Here is a 22,097-nt window from a genome sequence, read left to right on the forward strand (position 1 = left end):
AGAGCCTCTTGCCGCTGAAGCCGTTATACTTGCGTAATAGCCGGTTAGTCCGGCCGACAGAAAGCAAGCTCCATGAACGGTACCAAGCAAGAATCCATTTCCTCCAGCCAACAGCCGTCCAAGCACGAAATTCGTCCCGGTCAATCGATAGAGTTGCTCAAAGAGTTGCATATCCTGACGCGTGACGGAAAATTGAACCAAGACAGCCGCCGCAAGCTCAAGCAGGTATATCATTTATATCAATTCATCGAGCCATTACTGCAGGAAATCCAGAAAGAACAGGGCGGGGTGCAACTGGTCGACCATGGCGCCGGCAAGTCGTACCTCGGATTCATCCTGTACGACCTGTTTTTCAAGACGTTGACTGACAACTCACATATCTTCGGTATCGAAACCCGGGAAGAGCTGGTGAGGAAATCGCAAGAGCTGGCGCAACGCCTGGCGTTTCCGGGGATGTCGTTCCTCAATCTGTCGGTAGCGGAATCGATAGAGTCCGCTGCGCTGCCAGGTCGGATCGATGTTGTCACGGCCTTGCATGCGTGTAATACGGCGACGGATGATGCGATTGAGTTTGGCCTGAAGAAACGGGCGCGTTTCATGGTGCTGGTACCTTGTTGCCAGGCGGAAGTGGCTTCGGTATTGAAAAAGAACAAGGGTAAATCTCTGGCGAAAGAAGCGTTGACGGAAATCTGGCGCCACCCGCTGCATACGCGCGAATTCGGTAGCCAGATCACCAACGTGCTGCGTTGCCTGCAACTGGAAGCGCACGGTTATCAAGTCAGCGTAACGGAACTGGTAGGCTGGGAGCACTCCATGAAGAATGAACTGATCATTGCCAGTTACCGCGATCTACCCCGCAAGCGGCCGACCGAGCGTTTGCAGGAAGTACTGCACACCTTGGGACTGGAAGAAATGGAAGAAAGGTTTTTTACCACGCCTTGATAAATGAGATTTAAAAGCGGAACATCAAGCAGATACAGCAGAATTCAATTGCGGAAATCTATCCAGACTCAATCCTGACCACATAACAGTTTTGCCTGCCGCAAGCGGGCCGTCCACCATCGCACCACCTAACCGAGGAGAGTGACATGACTAAGACGAGTGGCACACATGCCGTAAAGGAGTTCACCAAGGCACCGTTGACCGAGGGCGGACTTACCGAGACGTTGCAACGGATTGCCGCCGGTGCGGATGAGTTCAGTGTGTTGAATCACGCCGCACGTGCCGCACTCGTTGCCAAGGTCACGGAGCAATGGCAAGAAGATTTTGTCGCCAATTTTCATATCCCGGCGGACCTCGCCAAGGCGGGGGAAGAATACGCTGCAATAGAGCAAGGCGACAAATATCCGAGTTTGTCCGATTCAGCGCGCGAAGCCGTGCTACAGCGCTTTGACGATCGTTACGGCGATGGCGGCCCGCGGTTCTGGCCTGCGCTGAACGGTAAATAAATTCCCGTTTGACAATCAATTTGCGACAGAGAATTCTGTCGTCAATCCATCCATCTATCCATCGACATTCGCCTGACCGTGGCTACGAGGTCGGATTTTCAAGGCGCAGCAAATAGCGCCTCTGCCTCCCCCGAAACCATAAAATGACAATGTCCGAAAAGCGCTAGACATCACCCGCCGTCGGCGCGATCATGCCCGCATGGAACTCGATCACGACACCTGTTACAGGGCTCTGGCCAGCCGCGATGCGCGCTTTGACGGGCGCTTTTTCATTGCTGTCAAAACCACGCGCATCTACTGCCGGCCAATTTGTCCGGCACGTACCGCCAAATCGGAAAACGTATTGTTTCTGCCGACCGCTGCCGCTGCGCAGGAAGCCGGTTTTCGTCCCTGCCTGCGATGCCGGCCGGAAGCCGCGCCTGATTCTGGGGCGTGGCGTGGCGTTTCCAACACGGGCGTATCGAATACCGTCGCGCGCGCTCTGGCGCTGATCGAGACGGGTGCGCTGGATGACAACGGAATGGACGCGCTGACAGAGCGCCTGGGCGTAGGCGAGCGGCAATTGCGCCGATTGTTTGCACAACATATGGGCGCCTCGCCAGTTACCGTAGCGCAGACGCGCCGGGTATTGCTGGCCAAGCAGCTGATCCACGAGACTCGCATGCCGCTTACTGAAATTGCATTCGCTGCCGGGTTTGGCAGCATCCGGCGTTTCAACGAGGTTTTCCAGGATTTGTTCCAGCGACCGCCAAGCGCACTACGTCACGGCAGCCAGCCCGAGCAATCCGCGCAGGCCGGAGTGACGTTGTTGTTACGTTACCGCCCACCCTACGACTGGCCAGCCGTACTGACGCACTTGAGTGCGCGCGCAATCACCGGCCTGGAATTGGTGGCAGACGGTTGTTATTACCGCACTATCAACCTCGATGGCGTGCACGGCACGCTGGCAGTGCAACAGGGCACAGGGAATGCCCTGAAAGTCACCATACGCTTCCCACGCCTGTCATCGCTACCGGCTATCATCGCCCGTTTGCGCAGAATGTTCGACTTGGCGGCCGACCCCGAAATCATTAATCGTCAACTGTCAGCAGATCCGTTAATGGCGAAATTGACTGCCGCACGGCCAGGCCTGCGCGTGCCCGGCGCCTGGGACGGTTTCGAGCTGGCGATGCGAGCGGTGCTGGGCCAGCAAATTACCGTGTCCGCTGCGATAAAGCTGGCGAGCAAGCTGGTGGCGCAATATGGTAAAACGCTCAGAGAACCCAGTGCAGACCGGCCTGGCCTGACCCATGTATTTCCGCAAGCCGCACGCGTGGCCGAAGCAGATCTGGCGACACTAGGTATGCCGAAAGCGCGCGCGGCAACCCTGTCTGCCGTGGCAGCAGCGCTGGTAGCCGATCCGCAATTACTGGACACCCGTTCCAGCCTGGAAGAAGCCGTGCTCAAATTACGTGCACTGCCAGGCATAGGTGACTGGACCGCGCAATACATCGCGCTTCGTCACTTACGCGAGCCCGATGCTTTTCCGGCGGCAGATGTGGCGTTGATGCATGCGATCGCAGTACATGAAGGCGTCAGGCCGAATGCCAAAGAATTAACCGCGCGCGCGGAAACCTGGCGGCCATGGCGCGCGTATGCGGCGCAGCATCTTTGGTCGTCGCTTGTTTGAGCCGGATATATTTTGTGATTCCATTCACAATCCGGCATAGGCCCGGCCCGACCCCCTCAGGAGGCCGGGCTTTTCATTTTAAGAGAGAGCGCATCTCGGTGGCATGGAGTGACCAAAACCACCGGCTCGTTCCTTAATGGGCGAAAGTATCACCCAGAACTACCCCCTCCCGGCGCGGATCCGTGCCACCCTGCAGGAAGCTCGACTGATTGATACTGGTACGCAGGATCGTATTGACTCCGCTCGCCTGAGCCGCCGTGGAGATGGTGTGTCCCCGTGCGACAAGGCCGGTAAGCAAAGGGTCGTTCGCACCACCATTTGAAGTGTTAATGTTCGGATGCTCTCCGCCGACGGTCGTGACAGGGCTATTGCTTGCCCCAAAGTCGACCAGATTCGATGATTGCTGCGCGTCCAGTCCCCAGTCAAGCACACCAACGATTGTCTTGACGACGTATTGCGGGATCGTACCGCCACCAGGTGAGCCCGTTGCCATCACAAAATCGCCTTTCGACCCATCGGCAGCGATCTTGAAAATGAGCGTAGGGGCCATCGAACTGCGCGGTCTCTTGCCTGGCTGCACGCGATTCGCGACGAGGGCGCCGGTGGTGTCGGTCGGACTCGCGGAGAAATCCGTGAGTTGGTTGTTCAGCAGGAAACCGTTCGTCATGTGGAACGAACCCATGCTCGATTCAACCGTTGTGGTAGCCGTTAACACGTTGCCGCTACCATCGACAATGGTGAACTGATTCGTGCCGTGTTCAATCATGGTTTTATCCACACCAAGTGGAACCGGGCCGAAGTTGCCGGCAACAGCCGTGCCCATGCTCTTGTTGATGTTGATCAGGGCCGCCCTGCTCTGCAAATACGGCTTGTTCAGCAACGTGTTCCAGGTGCCGTTCGGAGGCGGAATGAAATCGGTATCAGCGACATACTTGTCACGGTCCGCATAGGCCATCCGTTCGGCTTCGGTAATTAGATGAACGCCCTGAACCGTAGGCTTGCCGCCTTCGAGATCGATTGCCGTCGGCTTGAGTTGTTGAAGATTAAAGTTCTCAAGAATGCCCAGTGCCGATGCCACGGCAATTCCGCCGGAGGAAGGTGGCGGCATGCCACAAATCCAGTAGCTCCGATAAGTCGTGCAAATGGGATCGCGCACTTTTGCCTGATAGTTCGCGAGATCGGCAAGCGTCGTTTTACCCGGCGTGATCACCGACCCGTCCGCGCCGGTGGTCGTCGCAATCTTCTTCACGATATCCTGTGCGATCTGGCCGGTATACAACGCGTTGGCGCCGCTGTTTGCCATCGCCTTCAGTGTATTGGCGTAAGCTGGATTTTTCAGCAGGGTGCCCAATGCCTTGGGCGAGCCGTCCGCGTTAAAAAAGTACGCAGCTGCTTCGGGGTCGCGTTTCAGGTTGCTTGCATTCGAAGCAATTGCGGCAGCAAGCCGTCCGCCGATTGGAAACCCATTGGTCGACAGCGTGATCGCGTCGCCAAACAGATCCTTCCACGCAAGCGTGCCGTGATCCCGTTGCAGTGCCTCAATAAGTCGCGGTACGCCGATGTTACCGATCGAACGACCGCTTGCGCGGGCGTTCGGCTTTGGTGCGGAAAGATCGTTTGTATCGTCGACATAACGAAGATAGTTTTCTGTCGCAGCGCTCGGTGCCGATTCGCGGCCGTCGTACGCCTGGACTGTTTTCTTCGATGCATCGTAATACAGCAGCACTCCTCCTGATCCAAGCCCCGTCGCTTCGGGAACTGTCAGACCCAGCACTGCTTGTACAGCAACTGCGGCGTCGGCTGCGGTCCCACCTTTCTTAAGCACGGCGCAGCCAGCGGCACTCGCATATGCATTCGATGTGGTGACCATATAGGTCTGTGCGTATATGGGCTTAAGTCCCGTGCGATAACCCGAAGCGGCTTCAGGAAGCGACGGGTCACCCGGGAGATTCGAGCCAATAACGACGCTCGACCCGCTACTGTTCATCGCAAGGCAGCTCACGTCCTTTGCGGCAACGGGCAGGGAGGCGTCTGAACCACCGCCGCAGGAAGTCAGCAGAAGCGTAGAGGCGGATATTGCGGTGAGAAGTTTGAAGTAGGGGCCGGTTTTCATCGAAATTTCTACCCTTCAGAGAGAATTGCAAGATTGATATATTTCGTTGCTGTTTGTTGTTACGACATGATGAAACATATTGTTACACATTGGCATGTTTTGCAACGGTAACTATTTACACAATTAACTTTGTATTCTTTTTCTGTCTGTTATTTAAAGCAGGGCAATGATTGATGAGCTATGTCGATGGTGGCCAGGGTTGGCGTTCTGGTTTGTTACAGGCAAGGCGGCAAGTCCAAGAGGTCCAACGGACTACTGTGATATGCCGTATGGTACCGTCAGCTCGCTGGACGCTGGGCCAATCAAGCTGCAGCGAGATTCATCGGGCCGGCTATACCCCGATAGGGTGGATTTAAAGATCAAGGACAGATGTCCAAAGAAGAATATGAGTTGAGCGTGACGCAAGGAGTCTTGCACTGGTCCCACTAACTTCACCTATCTTGTCCCGTACGGAACGCGACCTGCTCTTGACCGCATCCGGCGTCAAGGTGGAGGGTGAAACGGTCAGTAGCCCACAGAAGCCGCCCTGGCACCACGCGATGATTTCGGTCCACCCCGGCCATGGCTACCAAAACGACCGCTATGGTCGCGCACACGGTGTCCTCCAGCGCATCCGCCACGACCAGACCAACGAGCGCATAGCCATGCTGGCTACACCTGTATGACGGCTATCTATAAACCGTTTATAGATAGATCAAATCCCATCGGGGATACTTCAGGGGCCAGCATGTTCGTTGCCACCTTCCTGCAAACTCATGCTGGCCGTGGTCGCGGAAATGGATCGTGGCGTGCTGGTCGAGCGCACACGGACAGGTTCTGCTCGCGCCAAGGTGGAAGGTAAGACGTTCGGTAGACCGCCTAAAAGCCGTGGCGCAGCACCAGGGCTATATCCTCGGCCCATCGAGCGTGCGCGGCCCTATGGCGTTTCCATGGCTTCTGGTCGGCACAAGTCCGCAGCCTTTTGCCCGGTACCGGGCACTCTCGCGGTATCTTAAGGCCGCCAAGCGAGTTAACAACAGCAATTGATAATAATCGACCTTTTACAAGCAGCCACACTTTTCAAGAGCGTGTGCTGCTTGCGGCAGGAACGTTTAAGGTGTCAGCGTGAAGTTGATAGCAGACTGGTTACCCGTCGTGATGTTTACCGATAGATTCGATTGAGTTACATAACCATTCGCCGTGGCTTCAACTACGTACTTGCCAGTGCCGGGTGTGGTGTTTGGCTGCGTTGCAAACATGATCGGCAACGCCGCACTATATTGACCAAGCTGCGGCGCCACGGTGGGCAGGTTTGACAATGTATATGCGCCACTTGCCACATCAACGCCCTGATATTTGATCGTCACCGTAGGGCCGGCCGAGAAGCTTTGCTTTGCCGCTACATAGGCAACTTCCGTTGCGCTGACCGGATTTAACGTTGCCGTGCCGCTAATGCTGCCTGGAGGCGTGGTGGCTACTTGCAAATCGATGGGTGTGCTATTGCTGCTGACCACGACTGTGCTGGTGGTGCTGGCAACCGGTACGGTAGCAATGACTGCGGTTGCACGGTTGTCCGCAGTTATCACGACGTCATAGTTGCCCGGCACAAGACGTGCGAGGAAAAACTCTCCGGTTGTGGCATTGGGTATCGTCGACCGCACTACCGTACCATTCTGTTGCGCCGACACCGTGACGTGGCTATTCAGCAAGGCAGGGTTGATGAAACCGTCGATACCATTCACAACCGTGGGAATCACGCTGATCACGGGCTTCAATGCGTATTTTCCATTGCCCTTGGTCACAACGGATTTGCAGGCGTCGAAATCGAGTACCAGATCAGTTCGTTGTCCAGACGCGACGTCAAATTGGTTAATCAGCTTGATGCCGCTTTGTACCGCACTTGGCGTATCGAGTGAAATTTCCGTGCTTGCGCCGGATGGGATCACCGAATTGGCGAGGCCGGCTCCGGTGTTTGGATCAAGCACCAGGCGCAACTGTGTATAGTGGCCCGCTGTCAAAGGTGTCTGGCCCAAGTCTTCCAGAGCGCCGTTGGTGAGGTTAAGAAGATTGATTTTGCGTGCCGGTTTGAGCGTAATATCCGTCCAGCCGGCATCGTTTTCGTTGGCAGTTGCGCTTTGATGCACGCGCACTTTGTTAACGGTGACATTGACCGCATCAAATCCACAAGACGGTGCGTCGGTTATCGCCACACCCAGGGTCCCGGTCGCTGGGGCGCCTCCACCACCGCCACCGCCGCAAGCCGCGAGTAACACCGCTGTCGACATCGCGCTGAATAAGCATAACGTGCGTACAGGATTTTTCATTATTTTTTCCTTATGATTAATAGATACTGGATATGCAGCGTATTAAGCGGCGCTCAGAATGTGGTTTTAGCAGCAATAATTTTTGTATGGCCGCAAACAGCGCTGCCGTGTAACTGAAACAAAAAGGACATCACTTGCAGAACTGGACGCACCGCATGGTTACCCGTCTGGTCGATGACTCAGTGCCGCGCAAATTTTTAATGTGGAACGTTGGCAAGCGCATGCGTATGCGCCTTTCCTTTATTCGTTTTTTTGTGGACTAAACCCTTTTGATTTGTGCGGTCTGCTGAACGTTGTAGTCCCTTGTCACGGTCAACGGCATTAGCCCCATTAGTGTTTTTCATCCCCTCGCTACTGATGTGCTGTGAAGACGTGCCACCGAAATGCGTGCCACCACCACCACCACCATGAGCAAAAGTGGTAACGCTAGTACTGGTCAGGAGTATGGCGGCGCCGATAACGCATGCATTTTTAAACATGATCTTTCCTCTTTTTATGAAATTGAATTGCTTTGTGCATGACCTCGAATAAGCGAGAAATATCAAGCATGCTTATTACGGGCGCGACGGCTCCATTAGCGCTCAAATCTGATGAAAAGTTGACGTATTAAGTGTATTAGATGTATCAAATTGTTTCAGCGTAGTATTTTTCCAGTATTGAGCAATGCTCAATAGCCAATACTCATATTTTCTAGCCTGGCGGCAAAGAAATCGGTATTGCAGACGCAGATTTGTAAACCATTGTGAATTGCTACAAACCTGTTACGAAAGCCAACAACCGCGCTAATCAATATGCCAAAATGAGCGCGTTTTAATACGAGGTCAATCATTCTAGTAAAAGGAAAAGAATCATGAAAAAGCTTTTAGCACTATCCGCTTTTGCCGTATTAGCCTTACAAGGTTGTGCGGTCTATGGGCTGGATTATCCCGGCGTCATAGTGGCCCCGGAAGGCCGCGCACAAGGCGGCCCTGGCAATGGTTTTTGCCCACCAGGACAAGCCAAAAAAGGAAATTGCTAAATAATCAACGGCGACAATCATCCTGCTGGAAATTGAGGACCACGATGGAGTCGTTGAAGCGGGCGCGAAGCACCTCCACTGTCACCGGCTACCACCGTACCCCTTGGTGTAAATACTGCCAGGGAAGCCTTATTTGTAAGCCATCTTATAACCGTTATAAGATGGCTCAGATACCATCTGGGAGAACATCAGGGTTCTGCACACTCGTTGGCTCCGCCCGGCAAACTGATGCTGGCGGTGGTCGGGAAAATGGATTGCGGTTTGCTGGTCGAGCGCATACAGGTCGGTCATATCCAGGTCAAGGCGAGAGGAAAGACCTTCGGGAGGCCGCCTAAAACGACCGTGGCGCGGTGCCAGGCGATGATCCACGGCTAGCCGCTCAGACGCACTGAAATAAGATAGCGGTCCGCCTTGGTCAAGGCGACCAAGATGACCGCTACGATCACGCCAACGAGCGCACGACCATGCTGACGTATACCCAACCTACACCTGTATGACGGCTATCATTAATCCGATTAATGATGGGTCAAATGCCATCGGGGAAAATTTCAGGGGCCAGCATGCTCGTTGTCACTGCCCAGCAAGCTGATAGACGGCATTACGGTCGAGACGCTGCTGGCGCAACCACTGCGTCCTTGAACCCCGCTTTGTCGAAGGCCCGGCGGACGATCCCAGTCGCTTTTGCGGTTTCGATGAAATCGGAAACGAATTCGAGCGCGGCAGGTCGGTTCTTTGGCACCGCCACGGCGACGCCCTCGGCATGAAAGGAACCATCCAGAACGCGCGCACCGGGAATTTGGGCAGCGAGACCCGCAAGCGTTTCGCGTCCCGCAGCGGCCGCATCCACTTTTCCAGCCCGCACCTGCTCCTGAATCTCGGCAAGCGTCTTGAAGCGGAGTAGAGTCGCGCTCTTCAGAGCCTGCTGCCGATTTCGGGCTGTAACCGATCCCTCCGCAACAGCGATCCTTACGCCGGGACGATCCACATCCGCCTGGGCGCGGATTGCGGAGCCGCTAGGAACGAGATAGGTGAACTCGAAGCGGTAATATGCAGGCCCGTAGTCCAACACCTTCGTGCGTTCCTCATCGAACGGGAGAAAAGTGACGTCCCACACATCGTGGCGGGCCGCTTCGAGTAGTTCCACGTAATTGTCATACATCATGAACTCTACCGGTGCGCCAAGTCTTTCGCCGAGCGCGTTCGCCAAATCTACTGCTACACCCTGCGGGCGACCAGTCGCGGGATCGAGCGTCGCGCGGAACGTGTTCGCTGTCGGCCCCACAGAGATCGCGACCCTCACTTTGCCGGTTGGTGTGAGCTGCTGTCTGACGACAGCAGAGCTTCCATCGTTTTGTGGTGCCGCGCAGGCGGTTAGCGCCGCAGCGATAAGTACGAGGCCCAACTTGAATAAATTTATCTTCATTTCTCACCCCTGAGGATAGCCGGCCTTGTCATTGCAGGCGGTCAAGGTAATTGTACAGACTGTTTCTGCTGATCCCGAGGTCTCTGGCGATCTGCGCTTTCTGGTCACCACGTTCTACGCGGGCTTTTAATTCGGCCGCTTCTTGCTCGGTCAGTTGCTGCTTGCGGCCCTTGTACAATCCCTTGGCTTTGGCGATGGCGATGCCCTCACGCTGGCGTTCGTGAATCATCGAGCGCTCGAACTCGGCCACTGCGCCCAAGAGCGTCAGCAGTAGGTTGTTCATCGGTGAGTCGTCGCCAGTGAAGGTCAGGTTCTCCTTTACGAACTTTGCCGCTATACCGTCGGTGGTCAGCGTCTTGACGATGCGGCGTAGGTCATCCACACTGCGCGCCAGCCGGTCCATTGAATGCACCACCAGCGTATCGCCCTCGCGCACGTAGTCGAGCGCCAAGGCCAATTGCGGACGGTGGGTGTCCTTGCCGCTGCATTTGTCGGTGAACACCTTGTCCAAGGCGATGCCGTCGAGTTGGCGCTCCGTGTTCTGGTCCGCGCTCGATACTCGGACGTAACCGATCTGTTTGCCTTTCATGACCGCCTCCCTAGCTATCCACAATGTGTACAGTTAGAGTTTAGACGTTGAACGGCAAGTGTCAAGGAATAATAAAACAACCCTATTTGCACATTGTTCAGAGCTATAAAGTGTCAACCCAATGTGTCAAGTTGGCGTATATCCAACTTTCACTGTATGGCTGCTATCTGTGTTCGGAACACAGATAGGTTAGATACCATCAGGGAAAGTTTCGGGGTTCAACATCGACTCATCGTCACCACCACATAAGCTGACTCTGGCGATGCCGGACAGCTACTCTTTATCGCCCACGTCCGTGATAGATGGGTTAGTCGCCAGCGATCTTGATCCCATTTTCGGCAGCCTTCCCCAGCAGGAAACTATTGAATCCGCAGCATGCAACTAACATGAACTTGGCGTCGGAGAAACTAGGCTGTTCAGAAGCATCGGTCAGCGCATGACGAATACCACCGCCGTCGCTGGTGTAACCATAGAGCTTGGCAAAAGCGCCTTCAAGAGCTGGGTGGATTGGCGCCTTGCTCTTCAGTAACTTCAGGCAATCTCCCAAAGTACCTTTAGGATTTCCCGCTATCGTCTGGCACAGGGATTCAACTGCGGAAATGGATTCCTTGATTGAATTTCTGTAATCGGGTTGCTTCCGGTCGGACAGCAACTCCAAGGCGCGCTCAAAGTGCTGTCGAACTGACTTGGTGGATTTATCCAGGGCGCTTTCGATTGCTGCAATTTCCTGCTCGTTCGTGATTTCGACAATTTCATTGCCTACAAACCGATATGCGGCATTCTCGGCTTCAAGGAACGAATTGCAGACTTGAACAAGCTCTTCCGACCAAGATTCGTCAGCCACCTTTGCGATGAACTCAATGAAATCATAGACCTGCCACCATTTCGCCGCGAAAAATTTCTCTCGGATAACTGTATAAGCGCTCTTTGGGTAATCTGAACGAAAGTCGGGAATGGCATCCACGGGAGCCTTGTAATAATGCAGCCAGATCTCCTGCACTAGATGAAGCACTCGACGGGAACCCTCATGCATGTGACCAAAGACATCTGCCTGACTGTAATTGTCCCAAATTATAAGTTTTAGCGCGCTCCAAAGGCGATTCCGCAGTTCGTCATCGATGGCCTCACGTTGTATGGATTTTTGGATAGGACGAATGCCTTTTCGCTGAGAGAAGAGTGACACGGGTTATCCTTGGGGGGCTATGGAAGAAAACGTTTAACGTTCGACTTAAGCGACTGCTGATAGCAGTACGCTGGACTGCCGGATTAGGCAACTGGACATCCGCAAAGTCATCGCTGGCCGAAATGTATCTGTAATTTCAATGCCTCGGGCCACCAGCGGCTTAACAAATGCACGTCCACGCCGTGGGGGATGTACCACCTGCGCATGGTGCTGTCCCATTTCGCGCCCAGGCGCTTGACGCGGTCCTTCACCGCAAACGACACGTCTAGGGACAATATGGTTTCCGCCGTCCCGTGCACCACCGAGTTAACAGCCGTGCGCGCTGGCGTCACGGATTGGCTCGAAACGGCGTGCCCAGGGATGATGGCCTGTGCGTTAACGACCCGTTCCGTGCCATCGGCGTGCGTCTCCACCATGCGCTCACTATCGGGGGTGCGGGTAATCGTTTTATAGGGCGGGTCAAATGGCTGCGTGTTAGGCATGATTTCGTTTCGGACTAGTGAGGCATTGCGGTCATTTTTCGATTAGCAATGCTACCATGTTGCCCAATTCATTCTGCGCGAGAAAAACTCACTCGGCCATTTAAATATGCCGAACGATGCTGCCACCGCTACGAGTCGGAACCGTGTCCAGCGCAAGCGCAGGTCATCGACGGGGGCGTTTGATAGCCACGGCAGCCATGCTCGATTGCGTACCACATACAATTATCAAATGACTTTCGATCCGTTCTACGTTGGTACCTGTGAGGCCCTCGTTAATAATGAACGAAAACTTCCGTTCGATTATCCACCCGGCGCGCCGCTCACCCCCTTCGAGATCGCGGATCCGTTCGGTCTTCGGAAAGCTGTAATCCCTGTATTTCGCCGTGAGGCGGATGGTCGAATATACGGTATGGGGACCGCTTTTCATGTAGACGGTTGGGGCGCTTTTCTGACCGCTGACCATGTGATTGATTTTGTCAGAGAGACTTTGCCGTGTAATGGCCTAGACCCCACGCGGGTCATGGAAATGGACCTATCAAGGAGTGCACATGCAGTGCTGCTCTTGGGAATCGGTGTCGTATTCGGAAAAGTCGCGATTCCTCCATGGGCCTTTGCTCCCGTTGTTAGCCTGCTCACCTCCGTTGCGGAGCGAGATGATCCATTAGCAAACCTCAGAGGCGATTCGGCTTTTCAAGTCGTCGCTGACCTTTGCGGCATGCAAGCGCTTTTTGCGTCTGAGGCCCAACTCCCGTTCTCCGTGCCGGTAAGATTGGATGGGTGGCAGCCTTCCATTGGTGAGTATGTGTTTGCTGTTGGTTACCCACAACTGCAACCCAAAGATGAGGTTGGACCCGATACCCTTCTAGCAATAGTCAAAGACGGTATACGCGGCGCCTATGGACGCATTACTGATGTCTTCCCCGAAGGTCGAGGTTTAACCAATCCTACTCCAGTCTTCGAGGTTGAGGCTGACTGGCAGTCGGGGATGAGCGGCGGGCCGGTATTCAATCAGCAGGGTGAGGTCGTCGGAATCGTCAGTCGGTCTTTGGTCCCAGACGGCAATTCAAAAGGCGTAGGCTATGCGACATGTCTCAAATGGGCGCCCGTGCGTGAGCTAATGCCATCACTTGACGCTGGAGTTCCGGGTTGGCGCGTCGGATACGGCGTTTTGCGCCAGAAGCCGCGGCACCTGGCCGGAGTGTTTAAGACAGAGATTGAAGCGGCTCGGTTCGCTATTTCAACAGGCGATGGGCACCAAGTGATATTTGGATCGCATAGGATCGGCAGCGACGACTTTATTTATTGAGTGGCCCTGACGCAGTCGCCAAGGACTACCGTTACGCCGGAACGACGCTATTTGTAAAGTCAAAGTGGGTTGAACTGTATCTGTAACTTCAATGCCTCGGGCCACTAGCGGCTGAACAGGTGCGCAGGCGCAGAATCAAGCAACGTGGAACATCACGCATCTCCGGGCGATATTTTGATGCCAGTCGCGTCAAGCGGATACAATCGACTTTCCATAAAAAGTAGGAGAGCGGCGTGTGGGACGACCTTACAAAATCAGTTAAGGCACAACTCTATGAGCGAGCAAGTAGCCCATTATTTGGCTCCTTCGTTCTAGCTTGGATTTGCTGGAACTACCGATTTATTCTCGTACTTACCGCCTCCGGCGACACCGAAAAAAAACTTAATTACGTTGACTCCCACATTTTCCGGGATTATCAGGACGTAATTTTTCACGGCATCTGCTACCCCTTTATTTCGGCAGTCGCATTCATTTACCTTTATCCGATTGTCTCAAAATCTTTGTATAAATACTGGCAAAACAAACAAAAAGAGTTGAAGTTGATCCAGCAGCAGATTGAGGACGATACGCCGATGACCCAAGCGGACGCACGCGAATTAAGGAGTGAAGTTCGTCAAAAAGCCATTGAATACGACAAAACACTGTCCAGCAACGAGAGTCAGATAGCCGTCTTGACAAAGTTAGTTAAGGACAAGCAGGATCAAATAGAAGCACTTACATCCCACGGTGCATCTGAAATTCCTGAGTACCAGGCAATGCCTGAACCAGATATAGACAATGACCAACTGGAAATACTCAGGAAACTCGCGGAATCGTCCTCCAAAGGAATGTTACGCGGGGACCTAATTGTTGTAAGTGGGCCGGACAAAATCGCTAATGAAAGCAACATCGACCAGCTTCTGAGCGATAAATTCGCTGCGGTATCTTTTGTAAATGGTGCGCGCAAAATAGTAATAACTCCCGAAGGGCGAAAGAAATTTCTACAAGAGCGCGGAAAGTCGCCAACCTAGGCGATAAGGATGCAGCCGGCAAGGCAAGCGCGTGAGGGTTTTATTTTCATGCGCGCTATGCTGTCACGAAAAAGCTGACTATTCCTCAAGCTGGGTTACACAGCGGTTACATGGAGCGATTAATAGACGTCGAAAAGAAAAATAGCTACGGGTATAAGCGCGTAACAAATTGATTTATATAAGAAAAACTGGTGCGGCTGGCTGGAATCGAACCAGCGACCCTTGGCTTCGGAGGCCAATACTCTATCCACTGAGCTACAGCCGCATAAGAGGAACGGTGAAGAGGCATGAAGGATACCGTTTTTCTGCGCGCGCGTCCATGTAAAGCAACGTTTCTCCGTTCCAAATAGTAATTATTGCGACTATAATCAAGGGTTTGGCGGGGGATCGTGTGCTGTTTGGGCGGTTTCAACTGTTTTTTGCGCCTATCCGGCTACGGCTTTGAAAATTGCACTGAGGGAATCATGAGCGACGCACATAACGAAGAACATCAATCCGCGATCAGAACACCGAAGCAACTGATCATTGCCATTGCAGCGGGCTTTTTGGTCCCCATCATCTGCATCGTATTGCTGGTGCAATACGTTACCGCCGGCAAGAAAGTCGGCGCCGGTTCCGAGGGGCAGACACCGGAAGCGATTGCCGCCCGTATCAGCCCTGTGGCCGATGCCGGTTTCACTTTCAAAGATGTCAACGCACCGAAGCAATTGCTGTCGGGCGAAGAAGTTTTCAAATCCACCTGCGCAGCTTGCCATGCAGCTGGCGTAGCTGGTGCACCTAAGGTCGGCGATGCCGGCGCCTGGGGCCCGCGTCTGGCCGATGGCTACGACAAGGTGGTCGGATATGCATTGCACGGTCTGCGGGCGATGCCGGCCAAGGGCGGTAATGCCGACCTGGACGATATCGAAGTTGCGCGCGCCGTGGTTTACATGGCCAATCAATCCGGTGGCAAGTTCAAGGAACCGGAAGTGCCGGCGCCTACTGCGCCAGCCGCTGCTGCCGACGCATCTGCAAGTGCGGCTGCTTCCGCTTCAACCTCTGCTGCAGCCAGCGCTGCTTCGGAGCCGGCAGCAAAATAATTCATTCCGCATCCGGAAGTCGTAAAAAAAACCAGTCGAAACATCGACTGGTTTTTTTTCGCCCGTGGGCCTGGCCGGCAGATCAATTCGCCGGTTGCTGGACTTATTGAGCAGGAGCCGGCTCGCGGACATAAATCTCGGCACGGCGGTTAACCGCACGATTGGCTGCAGTATCGTTGGCAACCAGTGGCTGGGATGAGCCCAGGCCATCGGTACTGATGCGGTTTGGCGCGACGCCGCGGCTGCTCAGGTAGCTGCTGACATTCTGCGCGCGTTGGCGTGACAGCGGGCCATTGATGGCGTCGCTGCCGGTATTATCCGTATGGCCGTAGACTTCCACCAGCGATGTCGGGCTTTGAACCAGCGATGTCGCCAGCTGGTCCAGGATCGGGCGCAGGGCCGGATTGAGGTCGGCGCGTCCGGTAGCAAAGCCGGTATCGGCTGGAACGTTGACCTTCAGGCGGTTATCGGCAGTTTGTGTGACTTGTACGTTAGTACCGGCAGTAGCTTTTTCCATCGCTGCTTTTTGCTCTTGCTGGCGCTTGCCCCAGATATTGCCGCCAACCGCGCCAATTGCAGCGCCGATTGCTGCACCGGCAGCTGTCCGTTTGGCTCCGCCCGGGCCTGCAATGCCACCCACCAGACCACCCAGTACAGCGCCGGCGCCGGCGCCTATGCCCGTGTCTTTTTGGGTTTCTGTCATGTTGGCGCAGCCTGCTGTTGCCACGGTAACTGCCAGAACCAGGGCGCCGATCTTGAATTTATGCATGGTATTTCCTCTCTAAAGTTTAGACAGCATCAGCAAAAAAACCGTATCTCCGGCTGGAGATTGCGGTTATTCGTCGTCCGTTGTTGCCTTGGTATTTCTACTGCTGAAAAATAAGGCGCCGCCGATTGCTGCGATGACGGCCGCGCCGATAAGAAGGGGTTTGCGGGTACCGCGCCTGGATAACCATGAGGCGCCGGTCAGCAGCAGCGGCAGCACAGTGCGCAGATTGCCGGTCTTGAGATTGATCGGATTGCTGAATGCCGAAGACGCGATACCGGTCATCCGGCCCAGCAAAATGGACGCTACCGATTTGCTGTTCAGGTTCGCGCGCACGATATCGCGCGAGACGAGCATGTCGGCGCGGAAGGCGGCGCCTTCCGCCAGTAGCATTTGCTTGCGCTCGGCGGTTGAAAGTTTGCTGTCCAACCCTGAGTATCTGCTCATGTCAGGTCCCGTGTTCAAAGTAAGGCGTCACGATCTTTACGCAGCTCTGCCATGGTCACAGGCAAACCCAGCCGGCCCTGGCGCAACACGCTACGCACGTACAAGCCGGTGCCGATCGCCAGTATGGTAAAGAACACCGCCAGGATCAGCAGTATCTTCCAGCCGAGGGCTTCCCAGGCCAGCACCAGCACCAGGCCACTCCAGAAGGCCAGAGCAAACCACAAGGCGACGATGCCGAGCGCGCAGACCAGGAATAACTTGAACAGGTGGGAGCCGATCTCGGAGAATTCGAGGGCGGCCAACTCGATGCGGCTGATCACCAGCGCAAACATGTTCTTGGCGGTGCCGACCAACCCGGACACCAGACCCGGACTGCCTTGCTTGGCTTGTTGTGGGTTCATGCGAGCCTGATAGTTATATTGCGATTATTTGCGGGAAATGACCAGGCCGACCAGCAAGCCGATACCGGCCGAAATAGCAATCGCGCGCCATGGATTTTCCTGGACGTAGTCGTCGGTGGTGGCGACGATTTCCTTACCTGCTTCAATTGCAGCAGCTTGCACGTCTTGTGCCTTAGACACGGCAGAGTCAAGTAGTTCCAAACCTTTGTTGCGCAGATCTTCGGCTTTTTCGCCGGTGCTGGCGGCTGCTTCGCGAAACAGTTGTTGCGCATCTTCGACCATGCTGCGGATATCGCTGCGGGTTCTCAGAGTGGATCGGTGCATCGTGTAGCTCCTTCATTCGTAAATTTCAAGTGTAGCAATCGCTTCTGTAAAAATCTGCGGTGTTGCTGACTTAGGCGTATCGATGTGTGTCGATAATACAGGCTCTTATGCCAGCCTGCCAACAAAGTGTTTTTTTGACAGTTATTTTGCGTCTGGCGGTCACCCGGTGCGGGCGACTGATGTTGCGGCAATCAAGTTTTATATCGCATTTTTTATTTCTTGTTTTGCAGTTCTGCAATCGCTTCGATGTTGCCGATCTGGATAACGATGGGGCGCAAAGCAATCGTCGCTTGCGCCGGCCGCCAGGCAAACAGCCATTCGTGGTGGGAAGCGTCGCGTTTGGTTTTGCTGAAGGCGCTGCCCAGCGGGCTCGGCTGACCGTAGCTGACGGCGGCGTCAATTCCGGCCCAGTTCGGCAGCACGCGCTGCGCGGCGCGGTGGATCAGCTCGCCGAATTGTTCTGTGTCGTGAATCACCAGGCAGCAATCCGCTGGTGCGAACGCGTTGAACAAGCTGGCGTCATCGCTGCTGCTCATGCTCAAGGTCAGCATTTGCGGCGCCGCCCGGCCTGTCGCGCCGCGCGAATGATGGAGGTTGCTGATTTGCAGGCTCTCTGCGGGTGGACGCAAACGGAATTCTCCGAGCGTCAGCGAGCGCTCCAGCCATTGCCGCTCCGAATAACGGTAGAGTTTGGTAGGGCGTTGATAATCTGCGCTTAACATGATGTTTGTCTTTATTCTTTGTGTAACCGACGCGAAAATCCCGCGTATTGAAAACTTGCAGCTGCATCGTTGATGAATACAGCGCTATTGCGTGTTCCGTTAAAGATGGAATTCGCCGTTGGCTTCGGGCTGATAGGTCACATCCAGTATGCGCAGCTTTAAAGGCCGCCCGCCCGGACCTTGCCAGGAGATGCTTTGTCCCACGGACAGGCCCAGCAAGGCGCTGCCGACCGGCGCCAGGATCGATACCGCGTCAGGTGCATTGGATGGGCCCGGATAAGACAGCGTCATGCGGTATTCCGTGTTGCTGACTTCATCGACGAAACGCACCGCCGAATTCATCGTGATGACGCCCGGCGGAATTTCTTCGGGGGCCACCACGGTGGCGCGGCCCAGTTCGTTCTGCAAGGCGTCGATGCCGGGCAGGTTGCGGTAGGCGTTCGATGCCATCAATTGTTCAATGCGCTCCAGGTCGAAACTGGAAATGATGAGTGGCGACTGATTATCCATTGCGATGCTGTCTCGTAAAAAAAGGGGGATAAAGGGGATAAATTTGCGAACGCGGCGTGGTGGAGTCTCACACGGGGTCTGTCTTTGCGTTCCGGCTGGTAGCTCGATGGTAGGCGAGAAGCGCGCTGGAAGCAAGCCGGACGCAATCGCGTCCAGACTGTGGGATGACAGTTACTCGTCCATCTGCTGTTCTGCGATCGAGCGCAATTGAAAGCGGCCGTCGTTATTGAACAGCCAGCTTTCGGAGATCTCGACTTCGCCCCGTCGCACGAGCCTGCTATCTGGTTTGGGGAAGGGGGCTGCGCGGCGTAGCGTTGCCAATGCGGTAGCTTCGGCCTTGCGGTCTCGATTGGTGCGCAAAATGTCCGCACGCAGCAGTTGGCCGTCCGTGCCTACAAAATATTTGACTACAATCACGGCGCGCAATAATGCCTGCGGCCGGCCGACGTATACCTCGGTCGAATTGACCGCGGCGATTCTTTGCGCCAGCCCACGCTTGTAGTCATCCAGCGTGGTGGCGGTTGAGGTTGCGGTCGAAGTGGTGGAGGACAGCGGCGATTCTGCCAGCTTGTTGGTACAGGCGGCCAGCATGAGCGCGCTGATAGAGTACAGGCCAATCCTGATTCGGGCATTCATCTTAGTCACCTCCAAAGATTTTATTAATTATTTTATAAGTATTGATAATTTTTAATGAAAGTCCAAGATGGCTGGATTATCCGGCAGTAGCACCGTTGGCAACGATCTTTATCAAGCTGTATTTTGTTAAGACAATCGATATGCGCCTGATGTTCCATCTCGGCAAACCGACCCGGTAAAAATAATTCCAGAGACGAATTCCAGAAAAAATTAAAACCCGTTGCGAACCCCGCTAACCCAGTAAATACGCGGGGTTGCGGGCGAAAATGCAGTGCCTAAAAAAACTTTCCAAAACAAAATGCGACGAAGCGCTAGCAAATTTAAAAAAACCGTTGTACAATCTGCCCCCTTCAGACGTAGTGACATACGTTAAGAAAATTTGGCTGTCTAAGTGTGCATTTTGGGTGCTTAGCTCAGTTGGTAGAGCGGCGCCCTTACAAGGCGTAGGTCGGGAGTTCGAGCCTCTCAGCACCCACCAAGTGGCCAAATGATCGTAAATGAAGCAGTAGTTTAGGAGTGGTAGTTCAGTTGGTTAGAATACCGGCCTGTCACGCCGGGGGTCGCGGGTTCGAGTCCCGTCCACTCCGCCAAGAATACAAGTGCCCGCGCAAGCGGGCATTTTTATTTCAAGAATCCATATGAAAAAAGACGACCTTGCGGCCGTCTTTTTTGCTTCGAATTCCGGCGAGAGATTAAAACCGGTCGCCGATGGTACGGGTAATCGCGCTGCCCTCGGATTTTTGCAGCAGCAGCTTGCCATTGCGGATCACCAGCGTTTCGCTGCTCTTATCCCTGGTCTCGGCGATCCTGCCGATCGGCCCGACGGCCATGCTGATATTCGTAGCAACTTTCACCTCAGCGCTCTTACGATCCTTGCCAATCTCGATATGTTCGATGGTGACCTGGTAATTGGTCGATATACCGCTTTGCCTTCCGGCTTGGGCCAGCGATTCAAACATCTTGTCGTACCTGTCGCAGGTTTCTTCCTTATCGTAATTCTCTTGAAGCCGCCCCTGACTGGTGGAATTGATGCCGGTGCGGGTGAAATCCTTGGCCAGCATTGCGCATAAGTCCTTGCCGCGGCCGTTCAGGACATGCTCGGTGGCGGTGTCGTAAAAGCGTGTGACGCTCTCCGCATCGATAGAATTTTGACGATTCCAGTACCAACCGCCTATCCCGATGGCAACTAATAACAAAATAATGACTCTCATACTGCCCTGATCCTCTTAAAACGCTAAAGACGCCTAAAATTTACTGCGCCATTTTTGCCGATGCGGCTTAAATTACAAGTAAGCTATAGAATATCTGTAGTGCAATAATTTTGATACATAACTTAATTCCGCATCCGTGCGATCACCAGAACATGGCATTATTGTTTCTTTTTGGCACCATGTCCTGCATCCATTTCTCCCACAACGTGAATCGCTGTCAGTCATGCGTGACTGCTGGTTGCCTATGAGGGTGAATAAAACAATGGCAATCAACGGGAAGTCGGAGACATGAAACAGCAACGACGAAAAGAAGTGAATGCGATGGCATTGGGCATGCTCGGGCGCGCTGCCTTGAGCAGCCTGCTGGATACCCTGCTGCTGTGGGGTTTTGCCCGCGCGGGGGTGATCCAGCCGGAAATCGCGCTGCTTTACGGCATGGCCGTGGTGATAACCAACGGTATTTTCTACCTGATAATCCGTGGCGGCTTCAACCGGGGTTACAAGGATCCAGCCCTGACGTTCCCGCAAGTGGTCATCGCCTTGCTGCTACAGACCGGTTTCATGATCCTGGCGCCGCAGGTCGGTTACCTGTTCCTGATCAATTTCTTCATCATCTACGGCTTCGGGGTACTGGGGCTGAGTACCTTCTGGTACGTGGTGAGCTGGCTGATCGGTTCGTTAGCCCTGGTGCTGGCTTTCAGCGTGGCAGGCGCGCACCTGCGGCTGCCGGTGGCGAGCAATTTCAGCCAGTTGCTGGTGTGCCTGTCCTTCATCCTGACGCTGGGCCGCTGCATCTACCTGACCAATATGCTGAGCCGCATGCAGCGCAAGATCATGGAAAAGAACCAGCAGCTGGTGCTGGCCATGAAGCGGGTCCAGGAACTGGCTACCCGCGATGAGCTGACCAATATCGAAAACCGCCGTTCGCTGATGGAAATCCTGGCGGTCGAGCAAAAGCGTTTCCAGCGCGGCGGCACGCCTTTCTGCATCGCGATCCTGGATTTGGACGGCTTCAAGTCGGTTAACGACAATTTTGGCCACGCTGCCGGCGATATGGTGCTGAAGACTTTTGTTGAGATCGTGCGTAATGAAATGCGCCTGAGCGACCACTTTGCCCGTTACGGCGGCGACGAGTTCGTACTGGTGTTGACCGGCACTACGGTGCAAGAGGGCGTGACGGCGCTGGACCGGATCTGCGCCGAGACCGAGATGTATGACTGGAGCAAGTTCGGCAAGGATATTATCCTGACGGCCTCCATCGGGATTACCGATTTCCGTCCGGGGGAGAGCATAGACGAGGCCTTCCAGCGCGCCGACATGGCGCTGTATGGCGCCAAGGCGGCAGGCCGCAACCGCGTCATGATCAGCCCCGACAGTTTCGAGTCTTCCGACGGCGGCACCACTATCAGGGCTTTCTAAAGCTTACTTATGGGGCGGAGTTTCAGTCCGCCCCTGTC

24 protein-coding genes and 3 tRNA genes are annotated in these 22,097 nt (G+C 54.5%); 11 read left to right on the top strand and 16 right to left on the bottom strand.

What is annotated here, in order from left to right; all coding sequences use genetic code 11:
- The first annotated feature begins 72 nt into the window (after positions 1-72).
- From BM205_RS05190 to BM205_RS05200, 3 genes are all read left to right on the top strand, one after another.
- Positions 73-942 carry a class I SAM-dependent methyltransferase gene (locus BM205_RS05190; RefSeq protein WP_092413211.1) on the top strand — a complete coding sequence of 290 codons (870 nt, stop codon included), beginning with the start codon at positions 73-75 and terminating at the stop codon, positions 940-942.
- Positions 943-1,088: 146 nt separating this feature from the next.
- Positions 1,089-1,448 carry a hypothetical protein gene (locus BM205_RS05195; RefSeq protein WP_092413213.1) on the top strand — a complete coding sequence of 120 codons (360 nt, stop codon included), beginning with the start codon at positions 1,089-1,091 and terminating at the stop codon, positions 1,446-1,448.
- A 199-nt stretch (positions 1,449-1,647) separates the two neighbouring features.
- Positions 1,648-3,117, top strand: coding sequence for an AlkA N-terminal domain-containing protein (locus tag BM205_RS05200; protein WP_092413215.1), 1,470 nt, complete (start codon positions 1,648-1,650; stop codon positions 3,115-3,117).
- A gap of 133 nt (positions 3,118-3,250) precedes the next feature.
- Here the strand turns inward: BM205_RS05200 and BM205_RS05205 are convergent, their stop codons facing one another.
- The 3 genes from BM205_RS05205 to BM205_RS05225 form a co-directional block, all read right to left on the bottom strand.
- A complete protein-coding gene (locus BM205_RS05205) occupies positions 3,251-5,230 on the bottom strand; it encodes a gamma-glutamyltransferase family protein (RefSeq protein ID WP_092413217.1) in 1,980 nt (659 codons plus the stop codon).
- Between the two features lie 1,091 nt (positions 5,231-6,321).
- On the bottom strand, positions 6,322-7,533 hold the full coding sequence (locus BM205_RS05220; RefSeq protein ID WP_092413221.1) for a DUF4382 domain-containing protein: 1,212 nt from the start codon (positions 7,531-7,533) through the stop codon (positions 6,322-6,324).
- Between the two features lie 197 nt (positions 7,534-7,730).
- Positions 7,731-8,012, bottom strand: coding sequence for a hypothetical protein (locus BM205_RS05225; protein ID WP_092413223.1), 282 nt, complete (start codon positions 8,010-8,012; stop codon positions 7,731-7,733).
- A gap of 371 nt (positions 8,013-8,383) precedes the next feature.
- On the opposite strand from BM205_RS05225, the gene BM205_RS24215 reads away from it, so the two are divergent.
- On the top strand, positions 8,384-8,551 hold the full coding sequence (locus tag BM205_RS24215; protein WP_175511167.1) for a hypothetical protein: 168 nt from the start codon (positions 8,384-8,386) through the stop codon (positions 8,549-8,551).
- Positions 8,552-8,758: 207 nt separating this feature from the next.
- Positions 8,759-8,926 carry a hypothetical protein gene (locus tag BM205_RS24220; protein WP_175511168.1) on the top strand — a complete coding sequence of 56 codons (168 nt, stop codon included), beginning with the start codon at positions 8,759-8,761 and terminating at the stop codon, positions 8,924-8,926.
- Positions 8,927-9,149: 223 nt separating this feature from the next.
- Here the strand turns inward: BM205_RS24220 and BM205_RS05230 are convergent, their stop codons facing one another.
- The 4 genes from BM205_RS05230 to BM205_RS05245 form a co-directional block, all read right to left on the bottom strand.
- A complete protein-coding gene (locus tag BM205_RS05230) occupies positions 9,150-9,974 on the bottom strand; it encodes a transporter substrate-binding domain-containing protein (RefSeq protein WP_092413225.1) in 825 nt (274 codons plus the stop codon).
- Positions 9,975-10,002: 28 nt separating this feature from the next.
- The gene (locus BM205_RS05235; protein WP_092413227.1) at positions 10,003-10,563 is read right to left on the bottom strand and encodes a recombinase family protein; all 561 of its coding nucleotides are present in this window, start codon (positions 10,561-10,563) and stop codon (positions 10,003-10,005) included.
- Between the two features lie 307 nt (positions 10,564-10,870).
- The gene (locus tag BM205_RS05240) at positions 10,871-11,746 is read right to left on the bottom strand and encodes an AbiJ-NTD4 domain-containing protein (RefSeq protein ID WP_092413228.1); all 876 of its coding nucleotides are present in this window, start codon (positions 11,744-11,746) and stop codon (positions 10,871-10,873) included.
- Between the two features lie 107 nt (positions 11,747-11,853).
- A complete protein-coding gene (locus BM205_RS05245; RefSeq protein ID WP_092413229.1) occupies positions 11,854-12,228 on the bottom strand; it encodes a DUF5710 domain-containing protein in 375 nt (124 codons plus the stop codon).
- A 229-nt stretch (positions 12,229-12,457) separates the two neighbouring features.
- Here BM205_RS05245 and BM205_RS05250 point away from each other — a divergent pair, with 229 nt between their 5' ends.
- The gene (locus BM205_RS05250; RefSeq protein ID WP_175511169.1) at positions 12,458-13,534 is read left to right on the top strand and encodes a S1 family peptidase; all 1,077 of its coding nucleotides are present in this window, start codon (positions 12,458-12,460) and stop codon (positions 13,532-13,534) included.
- Positions 13,535-13,767: 233 nt separating this feature from the next.
- Entirely contained in the window at positions 13,768-14,544 is a 777-nt protein-coding gene (locus BM205_RS05255) for a hypothetical protein (protein ID WP_092413232.1), read from the top strand.
- 189 nt (positions 14,545-14,733) lie between these two features.
- Here BM205_RS05255 and BM205_RS05260 read toward each other — a convergent pair.
- Positions 14,734-14,809: transfer RNA gene (locus BM205_RS05260), tRNA-Arg, on the bottom strand.
- 199 nt (positions 14,810-15,008) lie between these two features.
- Here BM205_RS05260 and BM205_RS05265 point away from each other — a divergent pair.
- Positions 15,009-15,623: a c-type cytochrome gene (locus tag BM205_RS05265; protein WP_092413233.1), complete on the top strand. Its 615-nt coding sequence runs from the start codon at positions 15,009-15,011 to the stop codon at positions 15,621-15,623.
- A 103-nt stretch (positions 15,624-15,726) separates the two neighbouring features.
- On the opposite strand, the gene BM205_RS05270 is transcribed toward BM205_RS05265, so the two are convergent.
- From BM205_RS05270 to BM205_RS05300, 7 genes are all read right to left on the bottom strand, one after another.
- Positions 15,727-16,392, bottom strand: a complete 666-nt coding sequence (locus BM205_RS05270) for a YiaD family glycine zipper/OmpA-like lipoprotein (RefSeq protein WP_092413235.1) — start codon at positions 16,390-16,392, stop codon at positions 15,727-15,729.
- Positions 16,393-16,458: 66 nt separating this feature from the next.
- Positions 16,459-16,836, bottom strand: coding sequence for a hypothetical protein (locus tag BM205_RS05275; RefSeq protein ID WP_139227215.1), 378 nt, complete (start codon positions 16,834-16,836; stop codon positions 16,459-16,461).
- A 14-nt stretch (positions 16,837-16,850) separates the two neighbouring features.
- The gene (locus tag BM205_RS05280) at positions 16,851-17,237 is read right to left on the bottom strand and encodes a phage holin family protein (protein WP_092413239.1); all 387 of its coding nucleotides are present in this window, start codon (positions 17,235-17,237) and stop codon (positions 16,851-16,853) included.
- Between the two features lie 24 nt (positions 17,238-17,261).
- Complete coding sequence (locus tag BM205_RS05285; RefSeq protein ID WP_092413241.1) at positions 17,262-17,561, bottom strand: ElaB/YgaM/YqjD family protein; 300 nt, start codon at positions 17,559-17,561, stop codon at positions 17,262-17,264.
- Positions 17,562-17,773: 212 nt separating this feature from the next.
- Positions 17,774-18,283: a hypothetical protein gene (locus BM205_RS05290; protein ID WP_092413242.1), complete on the bottom strand. Its 510-nt coding sequence runs from the start codon at positions 18,281-18,283 to the stop codon at positions 17,774-17,776.
- Positions 18,284-18,382: 99 nt separating this feature from the next.
- Entirely contained in the window at positions 18,383-18,793 is a 411-nt protein-coding gene (rnk, locus tag BM205_RS05295; protein ID WP_092413243.1) for a nucleoside diphosphate kinase regulator, read from the bottom strand.
- A 171-nt stretch (positions 18,794-18,964) separates the two neighbouring features.
- Positions 18,965-19,429, bottom strand: a complete 465-nt coding sequence (locus tag BM205_RS05300) for an energy transducer TonB (protein WP_175511170.1) — start codon at positions 19,427-19,429, stop codon at positions 18,965-18,967.
- A 402-nt stretch (positions 19,430-19,831) separates the two neighbouring features.
- On the opposite strand from BM205_RS05300, the gene BM205_RS05305 reads away from it, so the two are divergent.
- Together BM205_RS05305 and BM205_RS05310 are read left to right on the top strand one after the other, a co-directional pair.
- A tRNA-Val gene (locus BM205_RS05305) sits at positions 19,832-19,907 on the top strand.
- A gap of 35 nt (positions 19,908-19,942) precedes the next feature.
- A tRNA-Asp gene (locus BM205_RS05310) sits at positions 19,943-20,019 on the top strand.
- Positions 20,020-20,121: 102 nt separating this feature from the next.
- Here the strand turns inward: BM205_RS05310 and BM205_RS05315 are convergent.
- Positions 20,122-20,640 carry a hypothetical protein gene (locus BM205_RS05315; protein WP_092413244.1) on the bottom strand — a complete coding sequence of 173 codons (519 nt, stop codon included), beginning with the start codon at positions 20,638-20,640 and terminating at the stop codon, positions 20,122-20,124.
- Between the two features lie 288 nt (positions 20,641-20,928).
- Between BM205_RS05315 and BM205_RS05320 the strand changes: the two genes are divergently transcribed.
- Positions 20,929-22,059 (top strand): GGDEF domain-containing protein, encoded by a 1,131-nt coding sequence (locus tag BM205_RS05320; RefSeq protein ID WP_092413245.1) that lies wholly within the window; start codon positions 20,929-20,931, stop codon positions 22,057-22,059.
- Positions 22,060-22,097 lie beyond the last annotated feature (38 nt).

It is taken from the genome of Collimonas sp. OK307 (assembly GCF_900113705.1).
GTDB lineage: Bacteria > Pseudomonadota > Gammaproteobacteria > Burkholderiales > Burkholderiaceae_D > Collimonas.